Raw genomic sequence first — 25558 nt, forward strand, 5'->3', positions numbered from 1 at the left:
CATTCCCGGTCCGACCGAGTACTCCGCATGGCCGGGGTAGTTGTCCGCGGACCGTGAACGTCTACCTGTTTCTGTCGCCGACCGGTGTGCTGTCCGGCCCTGCGGCCGAAGGCCCGTCGAGTACTGTCATTGGTGGGCGAAAGCCGCGTCGAAGGAGGCCGTGGGCAACTGCCACAACAAGGACCGGACGTGCTGGACGGCCTCGGCGGCTCCGCGCATCCGGTCCATTCCGGCATCTTCCCACTCCACGGAGACGGGGCCGGTGTAGCCGATCGAGGCGAGGGCGCGGAAGGCGTCCTCCCAGGGGACGTCGCCGTGCCCGGCGGAGACGAAGTCCCAGCCCCGCCGCGGGTCGCCCCATGGCAGGTGGGATCCGAGGACTCCGGACCGGCCGGTGGCGGGTCGGACACGGGTGTCTTTGCAGTCGACGTGGTAGATGCGGTCGGCGAAGTCGTTGATGAACCCGACGGTGTCGATGCCCTGCCACAGCATGTGCGAAGGATCCCAATTGAATCCGAAAGTCGGACGATGGCCGATGGCTTCCAGGGCGCGGACGCTGGTCCAGTGGTCGTAGGCGATTTCTGCGGGGTGCACTTCGTGGGCGAAGCGGACCCCTTCGTCGTCGAAGACGTCGAGGATCGGGTTCCAGCGACGGGCGAAATCGGCGTAGCCGTCGTCGATCACCGACGGGGGGACGGGCGGGAACATGGCGACGTAGGGCCAGATCTTCGAGCCGGTGAAGCCGACGACGACGTCCGCACCGAGTCTGCGGGCCACCCGGGCTGCGCGCTTCATATCCTGCGCGGCACGCTGCCGTACGCCTTCCGGCTCTCCGTTGCCCCAGGTGCTCGGCCGCAGGATCGCTTTGTGACGGAAGTCGATGGGGTCGTCGCAGACGGCCTGGCCGGTGAGGTGGTGCGAGATCGCCCAGCAGCGCAGGCCGTGCTTGTCCAGGATGTCGAGCCTGCTCTGCAGGTAAGAGGGGTCGGCCTCGGCGCGTTCCAGGTCGAGGTGGTCGCCGGACGCGGCGATTTCCAGACCGTCGTAGCCCCACTCGCTTGCCATCCGGGCGACCGTCTCGAAGGGGAGGTCTGCCCACTGCCCGGTGAACAGGGTGACGGGCTGGCGGGAGACTGGTTGCTGTGAGGTCGTCATGTCATCTGCTCCTGGTGGTCGGTCGGAACTTCGATCCAGGTTCCGGAGGCGGCCGAGGCCAGGACTGCCTCGGTGATCCGGGCGGCGCGCAGGCCGTCGGCGAAGCGGGGAAGCCGGTCGACGGACTCTCCACGGAGCGCGGCGTAGGTGTCGGCGATGAAGTCGGTGAAGCACTCGTAGTAGCCCTGGGGGTGGCCCGCGGGCAGCGCTCCCCGTGGAGCAGGCGGGTATCCGGGGCGTCCTGGATCGCGGGCCACCGTCCGGTTCGCTTCCCGGCCGCCGATCCAGAGAGTCTCCGGGGTTTCCTGCCGGAATCCGTAGCTGGCGTCCGGCCCGTCGAAGGAGAAGGACAGGGCGTTCTTGCGGCCAGCGCTCGCCTGGCTGATCACGACACTGCCCAGAGCGCCGGTGTCAGTGGTGAAGGTGACGGTCGCACCGTCCTCGGTGGTGACCGGAACGAGAGCGCCGTCGGGACCGGGCCGGGCCGATGCGGAACGGCCGAACTGGGCGTTCACGCGGACGATGCGCTGGCCGGTGACGAATTCCGCCAGGTCGCACCAGTGGACGCCGATGTCGGCGAACGCGCGGCTGGGTCCGCCGACGTGCGCCTCGACCCGCCAGTTCGTGGCGCCCGGGTCTGCCAGCCAGTCCTGCAGATAGCTGCCGTGCAGCAGCCAGGGTGGTGTCGCGCCCGGGGCCTGGATCCGTGCCCGCGCTTCCTGGACGGAGGCGTAGTAGCGGTAGACGAACGGCACGGTGGCGATCAGTCCGCTTTGGGCGGCCAGGGTTGTCAGGGCGGCCGCGGTGGCCGCGTCCGTGGCGAGTGGCTTCTCGCACACCACGGAGCATCCCGCCTTCAACGCCGCCCGGACGAAGTCGGCGTGAAGGGCGTTGGGCGTGCAGACGTGCACGACATCCACTCCCGACTCGAACGCGGCGTCCAGGGAGCCGAGACCCGACGCTGCCCCGAACGCTTCGGCACCTGCTCGCCCCTTCTGCGGGCTGGAGCCGACGACGGCGACCAGGTCACCGCCGGCGGCGATGATCGAACGCGAGTGAACTGCTCCCATGAAGCCGGTTCCGACGACGGCAGCGCGCACTGTGCGCATGAGACCTCGCTTCTCGTGTGGCTGTTCGGGGCGGGCGGACGTCAGCGCCTGCGAGCGTCGTTCTCCAGGGACCTCAGCAGGGCATGCTGGCGGCGGACCTGTTCGAGCGAGCGGTAGGGGACGCGATCGCCCTCGTACTCACTGGAGAGGTAGCCGGTGTAGCCGTGCTCGACGAGTGTCGTGATGATCTCCTGCCACGGGATGTGCGGGTCGCTGAGTTCGTCGGTGATGTCGAAGAACTTCGCCTGGATGAAGGCGACATACGGCAGTACCGCCACCAGATCGGCCATCGGTACGGCCAGCGGTCGGCGCCAACCGGCCTCCTGGGCCTCCTCGTCGAGCCCCGCGTGGTGCGCGTCGGTCGCGGCGCGCTGGAAGATGCCGGTGTCGATCAGCAGCCGGAAATGGTCGGTCCCTGTGCGTTCGATGAACGCGAGGTAGTCGTCGACGACCTCGTGCCTGATCGGGGTCGGCGCATGAATTTCGGGGCAGATGACGACGCCGAGTTCGGCAGCACGGTCCAGGACGCGTTCGATGACCTTTTCCCAGATGGGATGCGGCTTGAGCTCCATCGAGACCACGCCGATCTTGGGGCGCAGGGTGGTGAAGCCGAGGGTCGAGGCCAGGTCCAGGTCCCGGCGCAGGATGGTGACCCCCTCGTCGACGGTCAGGTCGCGGTCCTGCCACATCCGCGAGTCGATCCAGGAGCCGTAGTTGGTGGCGGTCAGCTGGTGGCGTTCCAGGCCGGCGTGCCAGTCGTCGATCCATTGTGTGCTCGGCGTGGGATAGCCGCTGATGTTCCCCTCGCCGAGGATCTCGATGCCACTCGCGCCGAGGTCGGCGATCTCGGCCATGGCGTCGTCGAGGGTGAGCAGGGTGTACATGTCTCCGGTGTAGCTGTACAGGGAGACGCCGTACTTCAGGGTGTCGTGCCCGCTTGTCACAGGAGGGTGACCTTTCGCTCGGCGTGGAAGACCGAAGGCTGGAACTCGGCCGGGATGTACGGGGCCTGGAGGGCGATGTCGACCTCCAGCAGGTGCACACCCGCGGGCAGGCCGCCGGGGTGCGGGACGGTGATCGTGGCCGGCTCGTCGAGCTGCCAGCGCACATCGGTCGAGGTGCGCAGTTCGGCGCAGGTGAAGTCACGGCCCTGCAAGGTCCACCGGGGTGTCTCCCGGTCCCAGACGAGATCGCCGACCCGAACCTCGACGCCCTCGATGAGGCTGCCCCACAGGCCGCGATAGTTGGGCATACGGAGTCGGAACTGGAACCCGATGGTCTCTCCGTCGGCGACGACGTTGCGCACGCCGCGGTTTTGGATGATGTCCCGGTCCAACATGGGGTCCTCCGGTGGAAGGGGAAGGGATGAGAGGAGTCAGCGTTCGGCATCGGCGATGCTGCGTGCGCCGCCGATGGCAAGGGCGACCGCGGTCAGCGTGGGATTGCAGGCCGTGGCGGTGGGGATGACACCGTTGCCTGCCACGAACAGGCCACGCACCCCCCACACCTGGCTGGTCGGATCGCAGACCGAGGTGCCGTCATCGGTGGCGCCCATCCTGACGGTGCCCTGGTAGTGCAGCGAGGCGCCCGCCGGGAAGATCAGGGGCGGGGTGTCGTCGAGCGGCTCGCCGAGGGCGGCCGCAGCACGCAGGATCTCCGTTCGGGCGTCCGCGATGGCGGCGTGGTCCGCCTCGGTGAGCCGGTAGTGGATTTCCATCGCGGGCATGCCGTACCCGTCCGGCTCGTCGTCCCGGAAGGCGACCCGGTCTTCCGCCCGGAGGTCCTTGGCGCAGAACCAGCCGAGCCCGACCACCGATCCGGGCACCAGGTTCTCGTCGGCCAGGGGAACCGGTGAGGCATCGAGCTGCATGACCTGGCCGTGGAAGGGGTGGCTGTCGGTGAAGGGCACCCAGGTGACGCCACTGCTGGCCGTGACGCCCCCGCCATCGTCCTGTGTCGTGGGGCGGTCGGGCAGATCGCGCATCCGTACGGCGTACACGATCTGGGGCTGGTCGTTGAGGTAGCGGCCCAGAGCGGCGGGGCGTACTTCGGATGCGTGCAGCAGCTGCGGAGTACGCAGACTGTCGCCGGCCACCACGACGTAGCGCGCCGCAATGTCGTGGTCAGTGCCCGTGCGCTGGTCACGGACCCGCACCCCGCGTACGGCCGTCCCCTCCTCGGCGAGCAGGACACGGGTCACCAGCGCTTCGGCGAACAGCGAGAAGCGGGGATTGGCCCGGGTGGCGTCGCCGAATACCACGTCCGCACCGCACCACAGGAGCCGTCCGTCGGGCGTGCGCTGCACGGCAATCGGCATTGGCTGTACTTGCCGGTCGCCGGCGCGGTCGTGGTCGAGGGCGACCGAGAGCCGTTTGCGGACCGTGTTGGCGAACGGGGCATCCGCCAGCACCTTGCCCGTGACGCCGAGCAGCCGCTCGGCCTCGTCCAGCAGGGCGGACAGCTCTGGCAGGAAAGGAATGATCTCGCTGTCTCCCGGGCGGGGGCACGCCCCCGTCCAGTGCGCCCCCATTCCGCCCACGTTGCTGGACATCGCGGCGGCCGGCAATCCGTCCTCGCCGTCCTGCTGCCACCCCTCCTCCAGCAGGAAGGTGCCCGGACGCTGCAGCCTTCGCTGGTCGCTGGCGTAGCCATCCATCGTGTCGGTCGACTGGGCCTCGACGAACGGGTGTGGGCCCTCGGAGGCGCGCTGCGCCGCCGCCCGCCGCTCGGCGTCCTCGATGTTCTTCACATGGGCGCCCGGCGGATCGCTGATCAGCGGTCCCACCTCGAAGGCGGCAACTGTCAGCTGGGGGGCTAGTTCGCTGAGCACCCGGGCGTAGGCGGCCCCCGCCGGACCGCTGCCGACGATCGCCACATCGACCTCGTCAGGAAACCTGGCTCCCCCCTCGGAGGCGGTGCTCTCGGCGGTATTGGCGGAACGGGGCATCCGGGGCCTCCTCGGGCGCCGCATGACGTGCGGGCACCTGTTCTCAGAAACGGTTACGTCGACGCAGCAGACACACTTCCGCGCCGCGTGCTCGACCGATGCTCAACTTAGGTGCCTGTGGCACCAAAGACAACCCGTTGGGTTCTCGAACAGGAAAAGAAGGCGCTACAGAGGTCTTGTTCAGAGCATTGACTTAGGTTCCGTCAGGTCACAAGATGCGCCAGAAGCCGTCCAGGCAATGACGCTGACGTGAGGACTCGACGATGAGCACCAGGCAGCCCGGCGCGCCGGGCAAGGGCCCGCTAGGACCGAAGTCGGCCGCTGAAGGCGGCACCGCCGTTGTACCGCTCGACCCAGCGGATGACCCGCGGGCCGTACGCCGGAGTGAACGAGCGGCTTTCGTGCTGGGCGACGTGGCGTCCAACCTGACATGGACCACGATCTCCAGCTACTTGCTCTTCTTCTACACCGACGTCGCCGGGATCGTGGCCGGGGCTGCGGGCACTCTGATGCTGATCGCGCGCCTGCTCGACGCCCTCTTCGACCCGACGGTCGGACTGGTCCTGGACCGCACCGCCTCGCGGTGGGGGCGCGCCAGGCCCTACCTGTTTGTCGGGGCGCCGCTGCTCAGCGTCCTGACCCTGCTGACGTTCCTCACTCCAGGGGGCGGCGGCACGGCCGCGCTGATCTACGCCTACGCGACGTTCGTCCTCGTCGGCCTGGCGTACTCGCTGGTCAATGTCCCCTACGGCGCGCTCATGGCCATGACGACCCGCGATTCCGGAACGCGGATGCAGTTGGCCGGCATGCGTTCGTTCGGAGTCGGCATCGGCCTGATCGTGGTCTCCACGGCGACCCAGCCGCTGATCAACCTGTTCGGCGGCTCGTCGACGTCCCGGTCGGGATTCGCCTGGACGGCCGGCCTGTACGCGGTGATCGGCATGGTCCTGTTCTGGGCCGTCTTCTCCCTCGTCAAAGAGCGTGTGCCCGCCGCGCCCGTGGTCGAGGACCGGGCAGGTATCACGGACTCGATCAAGGCCCTGGCCGGGAACACGCCGTGGCTCACCGTGTTCATCTTCTCCATCCTGTCCTTCGCCCGGCTCGGCGTCATCACCGGCGGCGCCGTGTACTTCGCCTTGCATGTGCTGGACAAGCCCGCAGCCGTCTCGATCATTCTGCTGGCCTTCTCCTTGTCCGCAGTGCTCGGTTCCCTGGTCACCGCGCGGGTTCTTCGAGCGCTCGGGCACCGCCGAGGGATCTTGCTGGGCCTCGTCACCTGCATCGCCCTCTCCGTCCCCCTGTTCTTCCTGCGCGATGACCTCGTTGCCTTCACCGTGGTCTTTTTCGTGGCCAACCTCGTCGGCGGGCTGGGATTCGTCGCAGTCCCCGCGCTCGTGGCGGACACGACTGAGTGGCATGAATGGCGCAGCGGTCGCCGCGACGAGGGCCTGTTGTTCGCCGGCTACAGCATGAGCACCAAGATCGGTGCCGCACTGGGTTCGGCCTGTCTTGCCTGGGGCTTGGCGGGTATCGACTACCGGCCCGACGCGGTCACCCCACAGGTGAGCGAGGGCATCGGCCTGCTCTTCATCGGCCTGCCCGCTCTGATCGCAGCCCTGCAGGCCGCAGTGATCGCGACGTACCGCCTGGAGGCGAAACTGCCCGGCATCAAGGCCGACCTCCACCTCCGCAAGAAGCGGTAGTACTGACAGCCCACCCCGTTGGACCGCCGTGCGGCCACCGGCTGGTATGCGCCCGGCGACCGGCATGAGAAGCTCACCGGCCGCAGCCGACAGGCCGGCCCCACCACCGGTCACAGCTTCGACACCGGGCGAGCAGCAACCACCTGTGAGGCCTCCCTCGCCTCCGGCTCCGGTTCGGCGGCTGCCACTCGAAACTCTTGGCCCTGGCAACGAGCGACCTCGCCGGCGTACGACCGCCTGCACAGGCGACCTTGACTTCAGATGACGTGCGAGACGGGCGGTCCCTGGCAGTGCCTCGCCCCCCGTCCCACCTCGACCTCTCCAGGAGAAGCCGCTGTGAGTACACCTCTGTCTCGACGCCGAATGCTCCGCTGGGCAGCCGGAAGCGCAGTGATGAACCTCAGCGCACAGCTGCTGCCAGGAACTACGGCCCACGCCGCGGCGCCGCGTAAAACGTTGCCCGTCACCAAGGGCCTTCGCCGAGACCTGGCCGCATCACCCGCGGCGGTCCGCCCCAAGTTCCGCTGGTGGTGGGCTCCGCCCTACGGGAAGGAAGGCTTCGAAGAGGAGGTGGCGGCCTTTGCCGACGCGGGCTTCGGAACCGTGGAGATCGCCTTCAACGAGGAAGGATGGGCCACACCGAGCCAGCGGCAGACGCTGCGGACGGTACTGCAGCACGCTGAGCGTGCCGGAATCAAGGTCGACTTGACGCTGGGGGCGGCCTGGCCCGTGACAACCCCCAACACCTCGAAGAACCGGCTGTCCCAGCAGGAGCTGATCTACGGCCGCCACGACCTCGAAGGCGAAGGCCGGTTCCATGGCCCTGTCCCAAGGCCCCTGGACGACGCGGGCACCACCCGCAACGCGAAGCTGATCGCCGTCACCGCCGCCCGGGTGCTGAGCCCAGGACCGGCCGTCACCGAGGTCGGCACTCCGCCGGCATCCACCACGGTGCTCGATCCCGACAGCCTTGTCGACCTGACCGCTCTGGTACGAGACGGCGTCCTCGACTGGACCGCGCCGACCGGCCCACACGTGCTGTTCGCCTTCTGGCAACGCAACTCCGCCCAGGACATCAGTGACGTGCTCAATGCCGAGAGCGTCGCCGCTGTCACCGACTACATCGAGCGCGAACAGATCGGCAGGGAGAACCTCGCAGCGCTCCGGTCGGTCGGGAACCACTTCTTCGAGGACTCCCTCGAATGTGAGACGACCCTGTTCTGGACCTGGAAACTGCTCGAGGAGTTCCAGGCTCGCCGCGGTTACGACCTCGTACCGTACCTGCCGTTGGTGTTCGTCCAGGGCAGGGACGGCTACTGGGTGCCGGACCCTCTACCGCGACCCGACTTCGACCTGCCACAGGAAGCGGGCGAGCGCGTCCGTCGCGACTTCTACCGGACGCTGACGGACCTCTACGTCCACCAGCACCTCCTGCCCCTGCAGCGATGGGCTTCGACACTGGGCATGCGCTTTCGCAGCCAGGTCGCTTTCGGCAACACCTTCGACGCCATCAGAAGCGCACGGGAATTGGCGCGCTCGGGCGGTGTAGTCGATGACGAGACCCTGAACGCCGGTGACTTCTGGCCACTGAACAACGAGAACCTCGCCTTCACCCTGGACCACTACCGCTCGCTCGCCGGCGGCTCGCACCAGGGCGGCGGCAACCAGGTATCTCTGGAGACCGGCGCCGAGATGCTGCGTGCGAACAAGGAATGGCTGAGCGACTACAAGAATTTCGTGGACAAGGCATGGGCCTGCGGCATCACCCGCCCGGTCATCCACGGCTACGGGCACCAGAGCCCCGACTCACCGTGGCCAGGGTGGGACAGGTTCGGCGGTCTGACCTCGGAGAGCTGGAACCACCGCACGTTTCCGCAATGGGACATGTGGAAGCCCCTGGCGAACTACTGGGCCCGCGGAGCTCTCCTGCTGGAACTGGGCCGGGCCCGTGTCGACCTCGCCGTCTACCGCGACGGCTTCCTCACCACCGCAGCCCGCGCAGGCTGGCAGCAGTTCGTACTGGGCGACGCCTCCGAGGAAGACCTTGCCAAGGCCGAGCGGCCAACCGCGTTCTTCGACTCCGTCGCAATCGAGAACGCCGGCTACTCCCTCGAGTTCATCGACCCTCTGGGAATCACCGATGCCGCAGCGCAGGGCAACGGGATGCTCTACCCGCAGGGCCCTCGCTACCGCGCACTGATTGTCGACGAGCGTGCATTGCCAGGCAACGTCGCACAAGCTCTTCTTCGCCATGTCCGTCGCGGTCTCGCCGTGGTGTTCGTCGGCTCCCTGCCGCAACGCGGAACCGGGAACACCGACGCCGGGACCGAGGACCACGTGGTCCGGGAGTCCGTCCGGCAGATCATGCGGTCGGGACGCGCCCTCCGGGCGGCCGAACCGTCCGATGTCCTTGCCGCCCTGAACTCTCTCAAGATACGCCCGGCCGCCGCCTGGGACCGTCAGGTGCCGGTGTACTCCCAACGGCGCGATCTCGGCGACACCGAGCTGTTCTACCTGTGGAACGCCGGGCAGAACAGCGAGTCCTTCACCGCATCCTTCGCGGTCGACGCGGGCGCTCCACAGGTGATCGATCTGTGGACCGGCAAGACAACCGATTGTGCTCAGTACAGCCAGGACCAGGGCCGTACCCGGATGACGCTGACCCTGGAACCGGGCGAGACACTCATGCTCATGTTCGGTGGGGCGTCATACCTGCACGCGGTGGACGGTTCAGCCCACCTCTTCGCAACAGAGCATGGCCAGCTCGAGGCACGAGAGACCTCCCCGGGAGCGCGGCACGTCCGTCTCAGCGACGGCAGCGCCAGATCGTTCACGGTCCCTGCACTTCCCGATGCGCGCAGCCCCGAATCCTGGCACCTGCGGGTCGAGGAAGCCGCCCCTCACGGCACCGTCGTCCACGGGGTCCGCCTGGACACTCTCAAGGACTGGCGCGAGATCGAGGCTCTCGCGTCGGTGTCCGGCCGGGGAAGATATACCGCGGCGGTGCACATACCGGGAACCTGGCTTGAGGCGTCCCGCGGCGTTCGTCTCGAACTCGGTGAGGTCCACGGTTCGATCCAGGTCCAAGTGAACGGCTCCCTGGTGACCCCTGGCATCCTGCCGACATCAATGGATGTGACGGAACTGCTGCGGCCGGGAACCAACCACCTGACCGTGGACCTGACGACCACCCTGCGAAACGAACTAGTAAGAGTCGCCCGCCAGAGCAGCGCGGAAAACCTTGCGCTCTACGCGAAGTACCCCAGTACACAGCCCTACGGGCTGCTCGGCCCGGTCAGGCTGCTGCCCTACGCCAGAGTGAAGGTCGCACCATCTACGACGTCCCGCATGCGCTCGCGGTGAGCACCGCAGAAGCGTTCGCTGAACCGCGGTAGGCCAGACAGCACCAGCTGCAGAGCCGGTAGCCGCACTAGCCCGCCGCCCGCGGAAGCTCTCCACGGGCGGCGGGCTCAGTGGTGCACAACCGACAGCGGCCGGGGCATGTTGCGATCAGCGGCCGCGCCTGATCCAGTCGCCGAGGCGCGGTGCCTGGTCATCATGCACCAAGGGCCCGGTCGATCCCCACCGCAACCCCGTCTACCTCCCCGGCCTCTACACCGCCAGCCCGACTGGGGCGATCCGGTCCGTAACACCGTCGCCGCTGTTGCGGACGGGCGTCGGGACGGTGCTGGATGACCAGGCGATGAACGAGTCGGTGGAGGAGTCGTCGGCGGTCGGCGAGCCGTTTGGCGGGTGCTGGCGCGATCACGAGGTGAGGCTGCACCGGAGGGGAGTGAAGGGGTGCGAGCATCCTGCGGCGCGGCGGCTGAGTCTCCCGTTCGAGCCCCCAGCGCTCCCGGGGCGGCCGGACCTGATGCTGTCGGTGACAGCCGAGCCCGTCAGCGAGTCGGCGCGCCGCGTGCGGCTGCTGTCCGACGGGGACGATGCGCATCCCACGCTGGCTGTGCCCACAGCTGTGAGCTGACCTGCTGGTTTTGGGCGGGCCCTGAGCACGTCAGGAGCGGGCTGGGTCGTCCTTGTGTTCCTGGTCAGTAGCGGCCCAGGAGGCGAGCAGGCGCAGGGCGTCGTGCTCGGGTGTACCGGGTTCGGCGCTGTAGGCGGTCAGGGTGAGGCCGGGCTGTGCGGGCAGTTCCATGGCGTCGAAGTCGAGGGTGATCTCGCCGATCACCGGGTGGCGGAAGGGTTTGCGGCCGGTGTGGTGCAGGCGCACGTTGTGTTTCGCCCAGGCCGTGCGGAACTCGTCGCTGCGGGTGACCAGCTCGCCGATCAGTCCGGTCAGCTCGGCGTCGCCCGGGGCGCGGCCGGCTTCGGTGCGCAGCAGCGAGACGGTGGTGTTGACGGCGGCGTTCCAGTCGGGGAAGAAGTCGCGGCTGGTGGGGTCGAGGAACTGGAAGCGGGCGATGTTCACGGGGCGTGCCTGGCTGGTGAAAAGGGGGGCGTAGAGGGCGCGGCCGAGCGGGTTGACCGCGAGGATGTCGAGGCGTCCGTTGCGGATGAAGGCCGGGGCGTCGGTCATGGAGTGCAGGATGCGGGTGAGGCTGGCGGGAACGGGGGTCTTGGTCCTGCGCGGGGTGCGGCGGGCCGGGCGGTGGCGCTGGGCGGCGGCCAGGTCGTGGAGGTGGGCGCGTTCGGCCTCGTCGAGCTGGAGGGCTCGGCTGAGGGCGTCGAGGACTTCCTCCGAGGCGCCCGCGAGCCGGCCGCGTTCCAGGCGGGTGTAGTAGTCGATGCTGACACCGGCGAGCAGGGCGACTTCCTCCCGGCGCAGCCCGGGGACGCGGCGGTTGCCGCCGCCGAAGGCGGGCAGCCCGGCCTGCTGCGGGGTGATCTTGGCGCGGCGGGTGGCGAGGAACTCGCGGATCTCGTGGGCGGTGTCCATGCCGTCCAGGCTAGGCGCGGTGGAGCAGGGCTGGGGGGTTCTGTCAGTACCTGTAACGGCAGTGCCTTCCGCACGGCTGTGAGCTGCGGTTTCCTCGATGGTGGCAGTGGATGTGGCTGCGGTCCGCGAAGGGTGGGAACCCGTCTGCGGATGCCGTCGGGACCGGCAGGGCCGACGGTGAGAAGTGCCGCATCCCGTGTTCGAATGATCGTAGGGAGTCCCCTCATGGCGAAGCAGTCCGCACCCCAGGAGCTGGCCGGTATCGCGCCGAAGCTGGTCGAGATCACCAACGAGGTCCTGTTCCAGGACGTGTGGGAGCGGCTCGGGCTGTCGCCGCGGGACCGCAGCCTGGTCACCGTGAGTGTGCTGGCCGCCCTCTACCGCAGCGAGCAACTGCCCTACCACCTGGGTGTGGCCCTGGACAACGGGCTCACGGTGGAGGAGCTGTCCGAGGCGATCACGCACCTGGCCTTCTACGCAGGGTGGCCCAATGCCATGACCGCGATCACGCAGCTCAAGAAGATCGCCGACGAGCGGGCCGCCTGATCACCGGCGCGACCCGCGCAACGATGCCCCGCACGGTCAGCGGGGCGTGTCGAAATCAACGGAGAGAACGAGATGTCCGTCAACGGATTTGATCAGATCTTCCCCCTCGGGGAGAAGAACGACGCCTTCGCGCAGTACTTCATCGGCCAGAGCTACCTGGCTCCGCTCGCCTCGGGGAGCGTTCCCGTCAGCAACGTCTCCTTCGAGCCGGGCTGCCGCAACAACTGGCACATCCACCACGGCACGGGCGGCGGCGGTGACCAGATCCTGCTGTGCACGGCGGGCAGCGGCTGGTACCAGGCCGAGGGCGAGGACCCCGTCAGCATGGAGCCGGGAACGGTGGTCCGCGTTCCGGCGGGCACGAAGCACTGGCACGGCGCGAAGGCCGACTCGTGGTTCTCCCACGTCGCCTTCATCACGCCGGGCGAGGACGTCAGCAACGAATGGCTTGAGCCCGTAACCGACGAGGTGTACTGCAAGCTGCCGAAGAACGGAGCGACCGCATGACCATCCTGGACGAGACCTACACGCTGGCAGGCGGCGTCGAGATTCCCAGGCTGGGGCTCGGTACCTGGTTCATCGACGACGACCAGGCGGCCGAGGCGGTCCGCACGGCCGTGGAGATCGGCTACCGCAACATCGACACCGCCCAGGCCTACGGAAACGAGCGCGGCGTCGGCGAGGGCGTGCGCACCGCCGCAGTACCCCGCGACGAGCTGTTCGTCTCGACCAAGCTCGCCGCGGAGATCAAGGACTACGACCAAGCGGTCGCCGCGATCGACGGCTCTCTCGCCACGCTGGGCCTGGACCACATCGACCTGATGATGATCCACAGCCCGCAGCCGTGGGACGACTTCCGGGGCGGCGACTACGCCGAGGGCAACCGCGAGGCATGGCGTGCCCTGGAGGAAGCCCACCGGGCCGGCAAGATCCGGTCCATCGGCGTCTCCAACTTCCGGCAGCGCGATCTGGAGAACATCCTGCGGGGCGCGACCGTCGTCCCGCACGTGAACCAGCTGCTCGTGCACGCCGGGAACACCCCCTCCGACCTCCTGGCCTACTGCGAGAGCAAGCAGATCCTCGTCGAGGCGTACTCTCCGATCGCCCACGGCGCGATCCTGAAGAACGCCGAAGTCCAGGCGATGGCAGAGAAGTACGGCGTGTCCGTCCCCCAGCTGTGCATCCGCTACACCCTTCAGCTGGGCACCGTGTCGCTGCCCAAGACGGCGAACCCCGAGCACATGCGCTCCAACGCTGAGGTCGACTTCCAGATCTCCGACGACGACATGGACGCCCTGCGGGACCTGCGCGACGTGGACTACGGCGAGCACAGCGCCTTCCCCGTCTACAGCGGCAAGTGACACCGGACGAGAGCCACCTGGAGCCGGCACGGGTTCGGCCATGACGCACCGAGCCGGACGCATCCGCGCCGAGGTGCCAATGCGGGAGCCGCGCGGATCGGATTCGTGATCACACAGCGCCCCGGCCTCCTCATCCACACCTCCTGAAAGGCTCACCATGACCACGTTCGCACTGGTCGGCGCAGGACCCGGTCTGGGTCTGGCCGCCGCCCGCCGCTTCGGCAAGGCGGGGCACACCGTCGCACTCCTGGCCCGCGACCGGGGGCACCTCGATGACCTGGTGGTCGCGCTGGACGGCGACGGAATCCGGGCCCCGCGGCTACAGTGCCGATGTCCTCAACCCCGACGCGCTGGCCGGCGCCCTGCGCACGGCTGCCGAAGACCTGGGGCCGATCGAGATCCTGCAATACAGCCCCGTGCCACGGCCCGACTTCATGAAGCCCGTGCTGGAGACCACAGCCGCCGACTTGGACGCCTCGCTGGCGTTCTCCGTGAAAGCCCCGGTCACCTGCGTGAACGTGGTCCTGCCGGGGATGCGGGACCTCGGTCGGGGCACGCTGCTGTTCGTCAACGGCGGCAGCGCCGTACGCCCCAAGGGCAGCGTAGCCGGAACTTCGATCGCGTTCGCCGGCGAGAGCGCCTACGCACACCTGCTCCACACCGCGCTCGCGCCGGAGGACATCCACGTCACTCAGCTGATCGTCCCCGGAGCGATCAGCCCTGACTCCGCGACCTCCAGCCCCGAGGTCCTGGCCGAGCGGCTGTACGGCCTGCACACCGCCCGCGACGGCTTCCGACACTACGCCGAGCCCATGCCCGACCCGCAGGACAGCACCCCATGACTTCCACCCTCCGCCGGGCCCTGACGACCACCGCCATTGCCGGCGCGCTGCTGCCGGCCGCGACCGCCTGCTCCGACGGCTCAGCCGAGCAGGCCCCCGCCACCGGCTCCGCATCGTCGTCCGCCCCGGCCTCCGCACAGACTTCGGCATCAGCGAGTCCGACCGGCTCAGACAGGAACGCTCCAATGGACATCCGCGTCACCCTCGACGGCCGGCCCGTCGGCGCGACCCTGAACGACAGCCCCGCCGCCCGCGACTTCGTCTCCCTGCTCCCGCTCCACCTGGACCTGGAGGACTTCCACAGAACCGAGCGGATCGCCGACCCGCCGCGCAAGCTGACCACCGACAACGCCCCCGAACCGCAAGCACCCAAGACCGGGGACCTCACCTACTACGCCCCGTGGGGCAACCTCGCCATCTTCTACAAGGATGGCCCCTCCGCCTCCGAGGACCTGCTGATCCTCGGCCACATCGACGCCGATGCCCGCCAACTGTCCCAGGCGGACCGCATCACCATCGAGGCCGCCTCCTGACCCCGACCACTACTCCTCTCGTATGGGAAGAAGCACTTCGCCCTCGCCCTCAGCGGAACAGGCAGCCCCACGTGCATCGTCGCCCAGCGCGCCCAGACCACCGAGCAGCCTGCGGGGCAGACGCCGGCGGCAACCTCGCACCGAACAACGTCCGCCCCGCACGACCTCGTTGGGAGAAACCCTGATGAACCCCACCTACGACTTCACCGGCAAGGTCGCCTTCATCACCGGCGCCGGCTCCGGCATGGGCCTGGCCACAGCCCGCGCCTTCGCCGCCTCGGGAGCCGCCGTCGCCCTCGCCGACATCGACGCGGACGCCGTCAACGCCGCCGCCAAGCAGCTTGCCGACGACGGCCACCAGGCCCTTGCCCTGGTCTGCGACGTCGCCGACGAGAACCAGATCGCGGCAGCCGTCGACCGCACCGTGGAGACCTTCGGACGCCTCGACATGGCCTACAACAACGCCGGCATCATGCCCCCGCCCACCGACGCGGCCGACGAGATCGCCGAACAGTTCGACCGCGTCCAGAACATCAACCTGCGCGGCATCTGGGCGTCCATGAAGCACGAGCTGCGCCACATGCGCGACCAGGGCAGCGGCACCATCGTCAACTGCTCAAGTCTCGGCGGCCTCGTCGGCAACCCCGGCCGCGCCGCCTACCACGCCACCAAGCACGGCGTGCTCGGCCTGACCAAGAGCACCGCCCTCGAATACGGCTCCCGCGGCGTCCGCGTCAACGCCGTCTGTCCCGGCACCATCAGCACCCCCATGGTCGACGCCATGATCGAAGGCGGAGAACTCAACCGCGACCAGGCCGAAGCCGGGCAGGCCATCGACCGCCTCGGCACCGCCGACGAGATCGCCCAGGCCGTCCTGTGGCTGTGCAGCGACGGCGCCAGCTACGTCACCGGCATCGCTCTCCCCGTCGACGGCGGCTACACCGCCCAGTGACGTCGCTGGCCGGAAGAGCGAGGCAAAGTCCCGTAAATGATCTTTGCTGAGCCGGGGACACGGATGCTGTCGGGCGGGTGGTTTGCTCAGCCCGTCAGGGCGAGGTTGTGCAGGCGTGCGATGTCGAGTATCGCGTGGTGCACACCGTCGCCCTTGAGGCGGCAGTCGCGCAGGATCTTCCAGCCCTTCATACGGGCGAAAGCATGCTCAACGCGTGCGCGAACTCGCTTGTGGGAGCGGTTGTGTTCCCGCTTCCAGCCCGGGAGTTCGACCTGACCTTCCGCGCGGCGGTGCGGCATTACCAGGCCGGTGCCGGGGTAGCCGCCGTCGGCGATGGTCGTCGTGGTGCCGACGGCGTCCTTCGCGCCGGACTCCGCCCACGCCTTGCAGTCGTTGCGGTTGCCGGGCAGCGGCCGGCCGACCACGATGACGAGCCGGGTGTCGGCGTCGATGACGATCTGGTGGTTGGTCGAGTGGCGGTAGTTCTTCGACTGCTCGGCCATCGTGTGGTCGCGGGTGGGCACGAGGGTGCCGTCCACGATGAGCACGGTGTCCTTCGCGAACCGCTTGCGCGGCTGAAGCGCGAGCTTGGGGCCTAGGTGATCGATGATGCGGTCGGCAGCCGACTTGGAGACGCCGAAGAGCGGAGCGAGCCGGCGCAGCGTCAAGTTCGTGCGCCAGTAAGCGGTGACCAGCAGAACCCGGCCCTTCAGGGGCAGGCTCCACGGACGTCCGAGCCGTGCCTCGTTCGCGGTCTCGCGGCGCACCAGGGTCACCAACTTGCCGAAGCAGCGCGGGCTCAGCCCGCTGAAAGGGGCTGTCCAGGACGGCTCCGACGCCGTGATCACACCAGCCACGCCAAGACCATCTCAGCCGTGACCAGGCATTATAGGACAACCAACCCTTAGGGTATGCAGCATGACGCTGCAACTTGTTCAGGTGAACCTCAAGGCCCGGGACGACTCGGCGCTCGGCCAGTTCTGGGCGGAGGCGCTCGGCTGGGGTGTTTCCAGCGAAGGCCCTGGAGTCACCAACCTGGAACCCGTGGGCTTCGACTGGCCGGACCCGTCCGCCGTCTGCGTCGATCTCGTCCGCGTCCCGGACCCGGAGACGGTGAAGTACCGCGTGCACATCGAACTCGCTACCACCTCCGACGCCCATCAGGCGGAGTTGGTAGCACGCCTGAAAGACCTCGGGGCGACGCCCGTCGACGTGGGCCAGGGCGACGTGCCGCGGACGATGTTGGCCGACCCGGAAGGCAACGTGTTCAGCGTCCTGGAGCCCCGAGAGCTCTACCGGGACACCGGGCCCATAGCCGCCGTGGTCGTCGACTGCGCCGACCCACGGGCCATGGTCCGGTTCTGGGGCGAGGCGATCGACTGGACCGTCCATGAGCTGACCGACGACCGCGCCCTGCTGCGCTCCGTCAAGCACGTCGGGCCGTACCTGGAGTTTCGCCGCACGCCGGATGACAAGGTCGTATGGAGCCGCGTCCATCTCGACGTGATGTCCGACCCTGTCGAGGATCAGGCGAAGGAGGTCGCCCGGCTCGAAGGTCTCGGCGCGACACGGGCCGATGTGGGTCAGGGTGACGTCTCCTGGGTCGTCCTCGCCGACCCGGAGGGCAACAAGTTCTGCGTCCTCGGCCGGGGCTGACGCGGAGCTCCGTCCGCTCCCGCGCGGCGGTGCGCACCGCCGCGCGGAAGGCCAGGCCGAACTCCCGGGCTGGAAACGGGAACACAACCGCTCCCACAAGCGAGTTCGCGCACGCGTTGAGCATACTTTCGCCCGTATGAAGGGCTGGAAGATCCTGCGCGACTGCCGCCTCAAGGACGACGGTGTGCACCACGCGATACTCGCCATCGCACGCCTGCACAACCCCGCCCTGACGGGCTGAGCAAACCACCCGCCCGACAGCATCCGTGTCCCCGGCTCAGCAAAGATCATTTACGGGACAACCCTTAGTGGGCGATCTCTTCGGGTGTTTTCCACGATGGGGCGAGACGTTCCTTCACGGTCTCACTGCGATTGAATCCTTGGAGTGGAGGAGTAGGGAGAATCATGATGTGGTGGAGGTATCGCCTGATTATCGCACGTCGTTGATGTAGCGTACCTCCTTCCCAATTCTGGATGAGTTGATCGATTGAGATGTTGGGAGGTGGGTTGCCTTCCAGCTCTTCTATCTGTGTGCGAGCCCTGGATATCTTCCGGTTCAGCCCGGAGAGCATCGCGAAGTAGTCCTCTTCGGACAGGTCCGTCTCATGAAGGGCTCCGCTGGACCAGCGTTGAATGAGATCGCTTTTCCGAGCGAGGTCTTGGTCCACACGTGCCTGCAGGGCCGTCATGGCGTCAGCAGTGCTCTCCTGGTTGTCTGCCGCAGTTCGGAGCTGCTTGCGCAGGAAGGCGCTGATGGCTTCTTCAATTGCCGCATCTGTGGTGCCGGCAACGATGGATGTTCCGCCGCAGCCTCCTCGGACGGTGGGTGGGCAGATGTAGTCGCGGACGACCTTCCTGTCTTGCGTTGCTTGTAGGCGTGGCCGACCAGGCCACGATCGCACTTTGAGCAGCGGAGGACGGCCGAGAGGAAGTACTTTCGAACAGGGGCGGGTCGGGCCTTGCCGGGCTGGATGCCGGCCTGTTGGCGGCGCCGCTGCAGCTCGAACTGGACCTGCGACCAGAGCTTGGGCGCGATGATGGGTTCCCACGAGCCGAGGTAGGGACGTCCGTCGTCGTCGAAGAGCACCAGTGACCAGCCGTCATCATTCCGCGCGCCTCCGACGCGGTGCCTTCCGCCGTAGGCGACCATTCCTGCATATCGCGGATTGCGCAGCATTTTGTTGATCATGTTGGACGACCAGGTGCGCGCCTCGGGAGGCTTGATTCCCTCGGCGTTGAACCGCCTGGCGATGGCGTATGCGGACTCGCCGGACAGGAAGTCCTGGTAGATGCGGACGACGAGGTCGGCTTCGTCAGGGATCAGCTCGCCCTTGTGCTCTCCCTTGCGGACCCAGCCGTAGGCGATGCGGCCCTGGGCCATGCCGTTCTGGGCGGCTGAGAGGTGTTGGCGCGCCACGCGGCGGGCGGTTTCCTCGGAGGACTTCAGCGCCATCACGCACATCATGCGGGCCATGTGCCGGTCGCTGTCGTTGATCAGGTTCATGCGGCCGCCGGTGGCGCCGGTGACCGGTCGCTTGACGTATTCGACGATGTCGATGAGGTCTTCGAGATCGCGGGGCTGGCGTACGAGGCGGTCGAGGTCGTAGAAGATGACGCCGGCGGCCAGGTCGGCGAGGAGCTGTCGGAACTCCGGGCGCAGGACGATCCAGTCGATGGCCCCGGCGGGGCGGATGACCTTGCGTTTCTTGAAGGCGGAGGTGTCGTTCTCCTTGTAGAGCTTGGCGAACGGTCCCCAGCGCAGACGCTTCCGGGAGTCCTCGGCGTCTTCGAGCTGGCGGTCGACGCCGGCTTCCAGGCCGAAGCGGTCGGAGGAGATGCGCAGGTAGGCGCCGGGACGCTTGGGGGCGTACGCGGCGAGGTGGTCGTAGAGGTTGAGGGTTACCTGACCGCCTCGGGCGTGGGCGGGTACCTCGAAGTCTTCCCAGAGGGGCTGGACGGCTGTCACGGTTCGGCTCCTGGTGCTCGGTGAGTCCGATACCGGGCACTGTCTGCCGAAAGTGGGGGTTGGGTGATGCCGTCGATCTGGGGTTAGCCTGCGCGGTTGCGTCTGGGGATACTGGTGATCATGCGTATCGAGATCGATCCCCAGCAGGTATCCCGCAACGAGTTCTATCGGCTGTTGACCGCTACGGTCTTGCCGCGGCCGATCGCGTGGGTGTCGACGATCGCCGAGGACGGCGGCGTCGCCAACCTGGCCCCGCATTCGTTCTTCACCATCTCGTCCGTCTCGCCGCCGATCGTGCAGTTCACCTCCGTGGGGCGGAAGGACTCGCTGCTCAATGTCGAAGCCAGTGGGGAGTTCGTCGTGAACCTCGCGCCTGAAGGGCTCTTCGAGCAGATCAACGAGACGGCGACGGATTTCCCGCACGGGGTGAGCGAGTTCGAGGAGGTGGGGATCGCCACGGAGCCGAGCCGGTATGTGAAGCCGCCTCGGGTGGCCGCTTCGCCGGTGGCGCTTGAGTGCCGGCTGCACAGCACGCTGCGCTTCGGGGACTCCACGGTCGTCTTCGGGCAGGTCGTGCACGCCGTGGTCGCCGAGGACGTCATGACCGACGGGCATCCGGACATTCGCAAACTGCGCCCGCTGTCCCGGCTGGGCAGGGACGAGTGGGCGACGGTGGGGGAGGTACGGGAGATCTCCCGCATCCGGTACGCGGACTGGGAGGGACCTTCGAACAGCAGCGGTGGCTGAGGGGCTCGTCAGCCATTGATGCGTTGCGGGGCGGCTGGTGTTCCCGGCGAGCGCCGGGCCCGGCCGGGGGCGTCCTGGCGAATTCCGGTGGGTGCCGGTCGGTGGCTACTTCCACATCACGGGGAGGGCTGAGACTCTCCGGTGTTCTGGAGGGAGAGGGTGGAAGAGCAGGAGAGCGGAAGGGCGGTAGGGCGATAGGGCTCGGATCGTTGGCTGGAGGCGATGTGGTCGCAACTGCATCCGCACGTGCGAGTGTGTCCGTCGGTGGGGCCAGTGGGGCCGGTGGGGTCGCTCAGGTGGTGGCTGTGGAACGGCGGACGGCTGCGGGAGGAGGCGTCGGGCAGCGGCTGCGGGCCATGACGTTCAATCTGCGGTACGCCTCGGAGGAGCGGCCGAATTCCTGGGATCGGCGCCGCCCGATCATGCGCGAGCTGCTGCGGCGGGAGGCGCCGCACCTGCTGGGGACGCAGGAGGGACTGTACGGGCAGCTGCAGGAGATCGCGCAGGACCTGGGAGCGCGGTACTCCTGGCTAGGGACCGGGCGTGCGGGCGGCAGCCGCGATGAGTTCGCGGCGATCTTCTATGACACGCGGCGGCTGCGGCCTGTTGAGTACGACCACTTCTGGCTGTCCGGTACGCCGTATGTGATCGGCTCGGCGACCTGGGGAAACACGGTCATCCGGATGGTGACGTGGGTACGCTTCCGCGACCTGTTGGCCGGCACGGACTTCTACGCCCTCAATACCCATCTTGATCATGCGCACCAGGGCTCGCGAGAGCGTTCCGCTGGGCTCATCACCGACCGGCTGCGCGGCCTGGAGGCGGGGCCGCCCAGGATCGTGACCGGCGATTTCAATGTCGCCGCGCACGGGAATCCGGTGTACGAGACGATGCTGCGCGCAGGGTCGCTCGTGGACTCCTGGGACGTGGCGGAGGAGCGCAGCGCGCAGTACGCCACGTTCCACGGCTACCGGCCGCTCGTCCCGGACGGCGACCGCGTGGACTGGCTGCTCACTTCCCCGTCCGTGCGGACGCTGCGCGCCGAGATCAACACCTTCGCGCAGGACGGACAGTATCCGAGTGATCACCTGCCGGTACAGGCAGATGTGGGGTGGTGAGTGGTGAGTGATGGGCGGTGAGCGGGGAGTAGGCGGTGAGGGGGTGGGGGTGGTGCTCAGGTCGTCGAGTGTGTTGGGTGTGTTGCGCGTGAGGGTGGGGTGCTGCCGCGTACGTGGAGGTCCGCCAGGAGGTCACGGGTCGCGGCGGTGACGGCGTCCACGGCCTGGTCGAACACCTCGCGGTTGTGCGCGGCGGGTGCGCGGAATCCGGAGACCTTGCGTACGTACTGCAAGGCCGCAGCGTGAATGTCCTCCTCTGTCACGTCAGGGGTGGTCGGTGGGCGGAGCGTCTTGATACTGCGGCACATGGAGCCAGTCTCCCTCGTCGCGCGGCCGGGCGCGCGACGTGCGGTGTCGTCGTCGTGGCGTCGTCCTGCCGTTGTCCTGTGTCGTCCGTCCTGTACGTCGCCGGTCCGGTCCGGCCCGTCCTGTCTCAGGCCGCCGTGACGATCTCGTCCCGCATCGCCGAGGTCCATGCCGCGAGAAGGTGTGCGTACTCCTCGCGGTCCTCGGCCGTCCAGGCACAGCCACGCCGAGCCCGGACGAACCGCCGTATGCAGTCGTTCACTTCGGCGGCAGAGGGGCGGACTTGGCCCGGAAGGAGATGAGTTGCGGACATGGGACACATATTAGGGGGAAGCACTGACAATCGACTGTGAGTTATGTCTGGGGCCGGATGCCGGATGCCGGATGCCGGATGCCGGATGCCGGACGCCGGGCTGCCGGGCCGTCAGTTCGTGTCGTTCGTCGTCTCGTCCAGCTTGCGCAGCACGCGGGCGGGGTTGCCTACGGCGAGAACGCCCGGCGGCAGGTCCTTGATGACCACCGCACCGGCGCCCACCACGGTGTTCTCACCGATGGTGACGCCCGGACAGACGATCGCCCCGCCCCCGAGCCAGACGTTGTCGCCGATCGTCACCGGTAGGCCCTTCTCCCAACCGGCCCGGCGTCGCTCGGCGTCGAGCTCGTGGGTCGGGGTCAGCAGCTGTACGTTGGGGCCGATCTGGACGTGGGCGCCGATGGTGATGGGCGCGGCATCGAGGAAGACAGCCCCGAAGTTCACGAACGTGCCGGAGCCGATGCTGATGAGGTATCCGTAGTCGCAGTGGAAGGGCGGGCGGATCCGTACGTTCGTACCCACCGAACCGAGCAGCTGCGCCAGCACCGCGTCGCGCCGGGCCGGGTCGTACGTGCCGGGCGTGTGTCCGGCGGTCGCGTTGAACGCCGCGCAGAGTTCGATGCGGCGTTCGGTGTCCGCGAGGAGTTCGGGGTCATCGGCGATGTACCAGTCACCGGCCAGCATGCTGTCCTTGTGTTTGCCCACGGGGCTCCTTCTTCTTCGATCGGCAGGCCCCGGAGCCCGGGCCTGGGCCCCGGGTCGGGCTCCGGCTACGTTTTCGGAGGGGGACGGGTGCGTCAAGGAGTAGGGGAGCGTGGCGAGTTCACTCCTGCGGGCGAATTGCCGACGGCGGGGCCCTTGGAATTGCTGGGCGAACTCGGTGACCGGGGCGTCCCGAAACGGTTCGCCCGGCCGGCGGCGCGCCCGCGGTTGTCAGTGGCCCCCGCTACCGTGAGCAATGTTCCTATCCGAGCTGCTGGCGCTACTCGGACCGGCCCCACTCCCTGACAGCGCGGGGAGTGGGGCCACCGGGAACGACCGATTGCGGGGACACGCGGCCCCGCGCTCGCATGACGATGTAAGCCGCAGCAGCGCAGAGTTGGAGGGCAGCGATGATCAGGAGGAGGACCGGAGCCGGCAGCGCGGTGGCCGCGCCGGTCAGCGCCGCGCCGCAGGCCGCCGCGGAGATCTTCAGCCCTGCCCCCAGCGTGAAGACCTGGGTGCGGACGGACGGTGGCGCGTGGGCGGCGCGAATACGCAGCGTGGCGCTGAGCAAAGGCCCGTCGAACAGCCCCGCTGCTGCGAAGAGCGCAGTGCTCGCGGCGAAGGAAGGGAGCGCGGCGGCGGCCATCAGGGCCAGTCCCGTGCCCACGAGGCTGTAGTTGACGAGGCGCTGTGGCGGCAGGGCCGGATTGCGGCGGGTGAGAAGCAGCGACCCCGCGAGGGCGCCGATCGCGAAGACGGTCATCAGCACGCCGCCGCCCTCCGGCTGCCCGTGGTGTTCGGAGAGGAGTACCGCCGTCGTGGTCAGGCCGCCCACGCCGACGAAGGCGAGAGATGTGGCGGCGGTGATGGCGCGCAGCTCGGGGACGCGCCACATGGCTTCCCCTCCGCTCGCGACGCTCTTCACCAGGCTTCGCGCCGAACTTTTCACCGGATTTTTCACCGGATTTTGCACCGGACTCTTCGCTGGACCTTTTGCTGGACGCTTCGCTGGGGCTTGGGTGCCCGGGGTGCCTGGGGTGTGGTGCAGGGGGAGGACGGTGGTCAGGGACGCGGAGGTAGCTGCGATGACGGCGAGGGCGAGTGTCGCGATGGCGGGGGAGGAGATACCGGCCAGGAGGCTGACGACGGCCGGGCCGGTCACCGAGGCCGCGTTGTACACCGCGGCGTCCAGTGCATACGCACGTGCGCGGCTGGTGTCGTCCGGAGCCAGTACGGCCACGAGGCTCGACAGGCCACCGGAGACGACCGGGCCACAGCTCCCGCCCAGAAGGGCGATCGCCAGCGTCGGGCCGGTGGGCGCTCGGCCGACCGTGAGCGCCAGTCCGCCGATCGCCAGGGCGAAGCCGGTCAGCGCGCCGCAGTAGAAGAGGCGCGGTCGCCGCATCCGCGCCGCGACGGCCCCGGTCAGCGGTGCGGCGACGGCGTGCGGCGCCATCCACATGGTGAGGAGTAACGCCCCGTGCGCCGCACTCCCGGTGCGCTGCATCGCGAGGAGTACCAGCGCGACGGCCATGCCTTCCTCGGCCAGCCGCGCCCCGAACGCCGTCATCAAGTAACGCTTCATGGAACCCGCCCGTCTCCCCGAACCCTCGTACAGTCCACCCCTCTTACTGAGGCTTACTGGGTCTTACTGGGTCTTTTTTTACTGGGTCTTACTGGGGCCGGGGTGAAGGGCCGGGGCGAAGGGTCGGCTTCCTTTCGGCCGGGGGTCAGCCGGCCGACTCTCCCGCGTGGGGGCTCAGCACACCCGCTCCGATCAGTACGAACAGCGCGATGCCCAGCAGGACGCGGTAGATGACGAACGGCATGAAGCTCTTGGTGGTGATGAACTTCATGAACCACGCGATCACCGCGTAGCCGACGACGAAGGCGATGATCGTGGCGAAGATGGTGGGGGGCCAGGACACATGGCCCTCGCCCGCGTCCTTCAGCTCGTAGACGCCGGAGGCCAGTACGGCGGGGATGGCCAGCAGGAAGGAGTACCGTGCGGCGGCCTCCCGGGTGTACCCCATGAGCAGACCGCCGCTGATCGTGGCGCCCGAGCGCGAGACGCCGGGGACCAGGGCCATCGCCTGGCAGACGCCGAAGAGCAGACCGTCCTTGACGCTGAGGTCGGTGAGCGTCTTGCGCTGCTTGGCGGCCCGGTGGCGGCCGCCGGTCTCGTCGCGTGCCGCCAGGCGGTCGGCGATGCCGAGGACGACGCCCAGCACGATGAGCGTGGTGGCGATCAGGCGGAGGTCGCGGAACGGGCCCTCGATCGCGTCCTTGAGGGTGATGCCGAGAACGCCGATCGGGATGGAGCCGATGATGACCAGCCAGCCCATCTGGGCGTCGTGGTCCTGCCGCATCGCCTTGTTCCCCAGCGAGCGGGCCCAGGCCGAGATGATCCGGACGATGTCCTTGCGGAAGTAGATCAGTACGGCCGTCTCGGTGCCGATCTGGGTGATCGCGGTGAACGCGGCGCCGGGGTCGTGCCAGCCGGCGAAGGCCGCGGTCAGGCGCAGATGCGCGCTGGAAGAGATCGGAAGGAATTCGGTCAGGCCTTGGACAAGCCCAAGGATGAATGATTCAAACCAAGACATGGGTAGTACGCCATCCGGAAGGTGATCGTGCCGCGACCAGCAAATGCGCAGGTCGGCAGGGAGTTCGGGGTGGCGGCCGTCATGCGTGCGGCCGCGGTG

24 protein-coding genes and 2 pseudogenes are annotated in these 25558 nt (G+C 68.2%); 13 read left to right on the plus strand and 13 right to left on the minus strand.

The genetic code is table 11. The features are described from left to right. Nucleotides 1-126: 126 nt before the first annotated feature. The 5 genes from ACZ4MH_RS14375 to ACZ4MH_RS14395 are packed head-to-tail and all read right to left on the minus strand — an operon-like array spanning nucleotide 127 to nucleotide 5211. The gene (locus ACZ4MH_RS14375) at nucleotides 127-1155 is read right to left on the minus strand and encodes a sugar phosphate isomerase/epimerase family protein (RefSeq protein WP_351586024.1); all 1029 of its coding nucleotides are present in this window, start codon (nucleotides 1153-1155) and stop codon (nucleotides 127-129) included. Next, nucleotides 1152-2264: a Gfo/Idh/MocA family protein gene (locus tag ACZ4MH_RS14380; RefSeq protein ID WP_351586026.1), complete on the minus strand. Its 1113-nt coding sequence runs from the start codon at nucleotides 2262-2264 to the stop codon at nucleotides 1152-1154. Before ACZ4MH_RS14380 ends, ACZ4MH_RS14375 begins: the two co-directional genes overlap by 4 nt. 41 nt (nucleotides 2265-2305) lie before the next feature. Beyond that, nucleotides 2306-3208, minus strand: coding sequence for a sugar phosphate isomerase/epimerase family protein (locus ACZ4MH_RS14385; RefSeq protein WP_351586028.1), 903 nt, complete (start codon nucleotides 3206-3208; stop codon nucleotides 2306-2308). Next, complete coding sequence (locus tag ACZ4MH_RS14390) at nucleotides 3205-3603, minus strand: C-glycoside deglycosidase beta subunit domain-containing protein (protein WP_351586030.1); 399 nt, start codon at nucleotides 3601-3603, stop codon at nucleotides 3205-3207. The genes ACZ4MH_RS14385 and ACZ4MH_RS14390 overlap by 4 nt, the downstream gene beginning before the upstream one ends. 36 nt (nucleotides 3604-3639) lie before the next feature. Beyond that, entirely contained in the window at nucleotides 3640-5211 is a 1572-nt protein-coding gene (locus ACZ4MH_RS14395; RefSeq protein ID WP_351586032.1) for a GMC oxidoreductase, read from the minus strand. A gap of 263 nt (nucleotides 5212-5474) precedes the next feature. On the opposite strand from ACZ4MH_RS14395, the gene ACZ4MH_RS14400 reads away from it, so the two are divergent. The 3 genes from ACZ4MH_RS14400 to ACZ4MH_RS14410 all read left to right on the plus strand — a co-directional run bounded on the left by ACZ4MH_RS14400 (nucleotide 5475) and on the right by ACZ4MH_RS14410 (nucleotide 10899). After that, on the plus strand, nucleotides 5475-6914 hold the full coding sequence (locus tag ACZ4MH_RS14400; protein ID WP_351586034.1) for an MFS transporter: 1440 nt from the start codon (nucleotides 5475-5477) through the stop codon (nucleotides 6912-6914). Nucleotides 6915-7307: 393 nt separating this feature from the next. Continuing rightward, nucleotides 7308-10277 carry a glycosyl hydrolase gene (locus ACZ4MH_RS14405; protein ID WP_351586036.1) on the plus strand — a complete coding sequence of 990 codons (2970 nt, stop codon included), beginning with the start codon at nucleotides 7308-7310 and terminating at the stop codon, nucleotides 10275-10277. Nucleotides 10278-10578: 301 nt separating this feature from the next. Beyond that, nucleotides 10579-10899 carry an MmyB family transcriptional regulator gene (locus ACZ4MH_RS14410; protein WP_467754515.1) on the plus strand — a complete coding sequence of 107 codons (321 nt, stop codon included), beginning with the start codon at nucleotides 10579-10581 and terminating at the stop codon, nucleotides 10897-10899. A gap of 30 nt (nucleotides 10900-10929) precedes the next feature. Here ACZ4MH_RS14410 and ACZ4MH_RS14415 read toward each other — a convergent pair whose 3' ends face one another. Then, nucleotides 10930-11811 carry a helix-turn-helix transcriptional regulator gene (locus ACZ4MH_RS14415; RefSeq protein WP_351586040.1) on the minus strand — a complete coding sequence of 294 codons (882 nt, stop codon included), beginning with the start codon at nucleotides 11809-11811 and terminating at the stop codon, nucleotides 10930-10932. Nucleotides 11812-12036: 225 nt separating this feature from the next. Between ACZ4MH_RS14415 and ACZ4MH_RS14420 the strand changes: the two genes are divergently transcribed. The 6 genes and pseudogenes from ACZ4MH_RS14420 (at nucleotide 12037) to ACZ4MH_RS14445 (ending at nucleotide 16045) form a co-directional block, all read left to right on the plus strand. Further along, nucleotides 12037-12357, plus strand: coding sequence for a carboxymuconolactone decarboxylase family protein (locus ACZ4MH_RS14420; protein WP_351586042.1), 321 nt, complete (start codon nucleotides 12037-12039; stop codon nucleotides 12355-12357). A 72-nt stretch (nucleotides 12358-12429) separates the two neighbouring features. Next, nucleotides 12430-12864 (plus strand): cupin domain-containing protein, encoded by a 435-nt coding sequence (locus tag ACZ4MH_RS14425; protein WP_351586044.1) that lies wholly within the window; start codon nucleotides 12430-12432, stop codon nucleotides 12862-12864. Further along, on the plus strand, nucleotides 12861-13718 hold the full coding sequence (locus tag ACZ4MH_RS14430) for an aldo/keto reductase (protein WP_351586046.1): 858 nt from the start codon (nucleotides 12861-12863) through the stop codon (nucleotides 13716-13718). The genes ACZ4MH_RS14425 and ACZ4MH_RS14430 overlap by 4 nt, the downstream gene beginning before the upstream one ends. A gap of 157 nt (nucleotides 13719-13875) precedes the next feature. After that, nucleotides 13876-14560 (plus strand): annotated as a pseudogene (locus ACZ4MH_RS14435) (SDR family NAD(P)-dependent oxidoreductase). Then, nucleotides 14557-15093 (plus strand): cyclophilin-like fold protein, encoded by a 537-nt coding sequence (locus tag ACZ4MH_RS14440; protein WP_351586048.1) that lies wholly within the window; start codon nucleotides 14557-14559, stop codon nucleotides 15091-15093. The pseudogene ACZ4MH_RS14435 and the gene ACZ4MH_RS14440 overlap by 4 nt, the downstream one beginning before the upstream one ends. A 184-nt stretch (nucleotides 15094-15277) precedes the next feature. Then, nucleotides 15278-16045, plus strand: a complete 768-nt coding sequence (locus tag ACZ4MH_RS14445; RefSeq protein WP_351586050.1) for an SDR family NAD(P)-dependent oxidoreductase — start codon at nucleotides 15278-15280, stop codon at nucleotides 16043-16045. Nucleotides 16046-16131: 86 nt separating this feature from the next. Here the strand turns inward: ACZ4MH_RS14445 and ACZ4MH_RS14450 are convergent, their stop codons facing one another. Next, complete coding sequence (locus tag ACZ4MH_RS14450) at nucleotides 16132-16902, minus strand: transposase (RefSeq protein WP_351586052.1); 771 nt, start codon at nucleotides 16900-16902, stop codon at nucleotides 16132-16134. Between the two features lie 61 nt (nucleotides 16903-16963). On the opposite strand from ACZ4MH_RS14450, the gene ACZ4MH_RS14455 reads away from it, so the two are divergent. Together ACZ4MH_RS14455 and ACZ4MH_RS14460 are read left to right on the plus strand one after the other, a co-directional pair. After that, nucleotides 16964-17701, plus strand: a complete 738-nt coding sequence (locus ACZ4MH_RS14455) for a VOC family protein (protein ID WP_351586054.1) — start codon at nucleotides 16964-16966, stop codon at nucleotides 17699-17701. Between the two features lie 34 nt (nucleotides 17702-17735). Beyond that, nucleotides 17736-17942 (plus strand): annotated as a pseudogene (locus tag ACZ4MH_RS14460) (transposase); the annotation flags it as partial. Between the two features lie 444 nt (nucleotides 17943-18386). Here the strand turns inward: ACZ4MH_RS14460 and ACZ4MH_RS14465 are convergent. Continuing rightward, nucleotides 18387-19667 carry a recombinase family protein gene (locus ACZ4MH_RS14465; RefSeq protein WP_351586056.1) on the minus strand — a complete coding sequence of 427 codons (1281 nt, stop codon included), beginning with the start codon at nucleotides 19665-19667 and terminating at the stop codon, nucleotides 18387-18389. 120 nt (nucleotides 19668-19787) lie between these two features. Here ACZ4MH_RS14465 and ACZ4MH_RS14470 point away from each other — a divergent pair, with 120 nt between their 5' ends. Next, complete coding sequence (locus ACZ4MH_RS14470) at nucleotides 19788-20414, plus strand: flavin reductase family protein (RefSeq protein WP_351586058.1); 627 nt, start codon at nucleotides 19788-19790, stop codon at nucleotides 20412-20414. 296 nt (nucleotides 20415-20710) lie between these two features. Next, entirely contained in the window at nucleotides 20711-21532 is an 822-nt protein-coding gene (locus ACZ4MH_RS14475; RefSeq protein WP_351586060.1) for an endonuclease/exonuclease/phosphatase family protein, read from the plus strand. A gap of 56 nt (nucleotides 21533-21588) precedes the next feature. Here the strand turns inward: ACZ4MH_RS14475 and ACZ4MH_RS14480 are convergent, their stop codons facing one another. From ACZ4MH_RS14480 to ACZ4MH_RS14500, 5 genes are all read right to left on the minus strand, one after another. After that, complete coding sequence (locus tag ACZ4MH_RS14480; RefSeq protein ID WP_351586062.1) at nucleotides 21589-21840, minus strand: DUF2277 domain-containing protein; 252 nt, start codon at nucleotides 21838-21840, stop codon at nucleotides 21589-21591. 125 nt (nucleotides 21841-21965) lie between these two features. Beyond that, nucleotides 21966-22151: a hypothetical protein gene (locus tag ACZ4MH_RS14485; protein ID WP_351586064.1), complete on the minus strand. Its 186-nt coding sequence runs from the start codon at nucleotides 22149-22151 to the stop codon at nucleotides 21966-21968. 111 nt (nucleotides 22152-22262) lie between these two features. After that, complete coding sequence (locus tag ACZ4MH_RS14490) at nucleotides 22263-22835, minus strand: sugar O-acetyltransferase (RefSeq protein ID WP_467754523.1); 573 nt, start codon at nucleotides 22833-22835, stop codon at nucleotides 22263-22265. A 298-nt stretch (nucleotides 22836-23133) separates the two neighbouring features. After that, nucleotides 23134-24426: an MFS transporter gene (locus ACZ4MH_RS14495; RefSeq protein WP_467754516.1), complete on the minus strand. Its 1293-nt coding sequence runs from the start codon at nucleotides 24424-24426 to the stop codon at nucleotides 23134-23136. A gap of 160 nt (nucleotides 24427-24586) precedes the next feature. Next, nucleotides 24587-25459: an undecaprenyl-diphosphate phosphatase gene (locus ACZ4MH_RS14500; RefSeq protein WP_351586070.1), complete on the minus strand. Its 873-nt coding sequence runs from the start codon at nucleotides 25457-25459 to the stop codon at nucleotides 24587-24589. Between the last annotated feature and the right edge of the window lie 99 nt (nucleotides 25460-25558).

The sequence above is a fragment of the Streptomyces sp. NPDC026301 genome (genome assembly GCF_055567935.1).

Excerpts from the sequence above, each read along its gene's own strand:
- ACZ4MH_RS14375 (WP_351586024.1), bottom strand. The coding sequence starts at position 1,155 with ATGACGACCTCACAGCAACCAGTCTCCCGCCAGCCCGTCACCCTGTTC.
- ACZ4MH_RS14380 (WP_351586026.1), bottom strand. The coding sequence starts at position 2,264 with ATGCGCACAGTGCGCGCTGCCGTCGTCGGAACCGGCTTCATGGGAGCA.
- ACZ4MH_RS14390 (WP_351586030.1), bottom strand. The coding sequence starts at position 3,603 with ATGTTGGACCGGGACATCATCCAAAACCGCGGCGTGCGCAACGTCGTC.
- ACZ4MH_RS14395 (WP_351586032.1), bottom strand. The coding sequence starts at position 5,211 with ATGCCCCGTTCCGCCAATACCGCCGAGAGCACCGCCTCCGAGGGGGGA.
- ACZ4MH_RS14400 (WP_351586034.1), top strand. The coding sequence starts at position 5,475 with ATGAGCACCAGGCAGCCCGGCGCGCCGGGCAAGGGCCCGCTAGGACCG.
- ACZ4MH_RS14405 (WP_351586036.1), top strand. The coding sequence starts at position 7,308 with ATGAACCTCAGCGCACAGCTGCTGCCAGGAACTACGGCCCACGCCGCG.
- ACZ4MH_RS14415 (WP_351586040.1), bottom strand. The coding sequence starts at position 11,811 with ATGGACACCGCCCACGAGATCCGCGAGTTCCTCGCCACCCGCCGCGCC.
- ACZ4MH_RS14420 (WP_351586042.1), top strand. The coding sequence starts at position 12,037 with ATGGCGAAGCAGTCCGCACCCCAGGAGCTGGCCGGTATCGCGCCGAAG.
- ACZ4MH_RS14425 (WP_351586044.1), top strand. The coding sequence starts at position 12,430 with ATGTCCGTCAACGGATTTGATCAGATCTTCCCCCTCGGGGAGAAGAAC.
- ACZ4MH_RS14430 (WP_351586046.1), top strand. The coding sequence starts at position 12,861 with ATGACCATCCTGGACGAGACCTACACGCTGGCAGGCGGCGTCGAGATT.
- ACZ4MH_RS14440 (WP_351586048.1), top strand. The coding sequence starts at position 14,557 with ATGACTTCCACCCTCCGCCGGGCCCTGACGACCACCGCCATTGCCGGC.
- ACZ4MH_RS14445 (WP_351586050.1), top strand. The coding sequence starts at position 15,278 with ATGAACCCCACCTACGACTTCACCGGCAAGGTCGCCTTCATCACCGGC.
- ACZ4MH_RS14455 (WP_351586054.1), top strand. The coding sequence starts at position 16,964 with ATGACGCTGCAACTTGTTCAGGTGAACCTCAAGGCCCGGGACGACTCG.
- ACZ4MH_RS14470 (WP_351586058.1), top strand. The coding sequence starts at position 19,788 with ATGCGTATCGAGATCGATCCCCAGCAGGTATCCCGCAACGAGTTCTAT.
- ACZ4MH_RS14480 (WP_351586062.1), bottom strand. The coding sequence starts at position 21,840 with ATGTGCCGCAGTATCAAGACGCTCCGCCCACCGACCACCCCTGACGTG.
- ACZ4MH_RS14485 (WP_351586064.1), bottom strand. The coding sequence starts at position 22,151 with ATGTCCGCAACTCATCTCCTTCCGGGCCAAGTCCGCCCCTCTGCCGCC.
- ACZ4MH_RS14490 (WP_467754523.1), bottom strand. The coding sequence starts at position 22,835 with ATGCTGGCCGGTGACTGGTACATCGCCGATGACCCCGAACTCCTCGCG.
- ACZ4MH_RS14495 (WP_467754516.1), bottom strand. The coding sequence starts at position 24,426 with ATGACGGCGTTCGGGGCGCGGCTGGCCGAGGAAGGCATGGCCGTCGCG.
- ACZ4MH_RS14500 (WP_351586070.1), bottom strand. The coding sequence starts at position 25,459 with ATGTCTTGGTTTGAATCATTCATCCTTGGGCTTGTCCAAGGCCTGACC.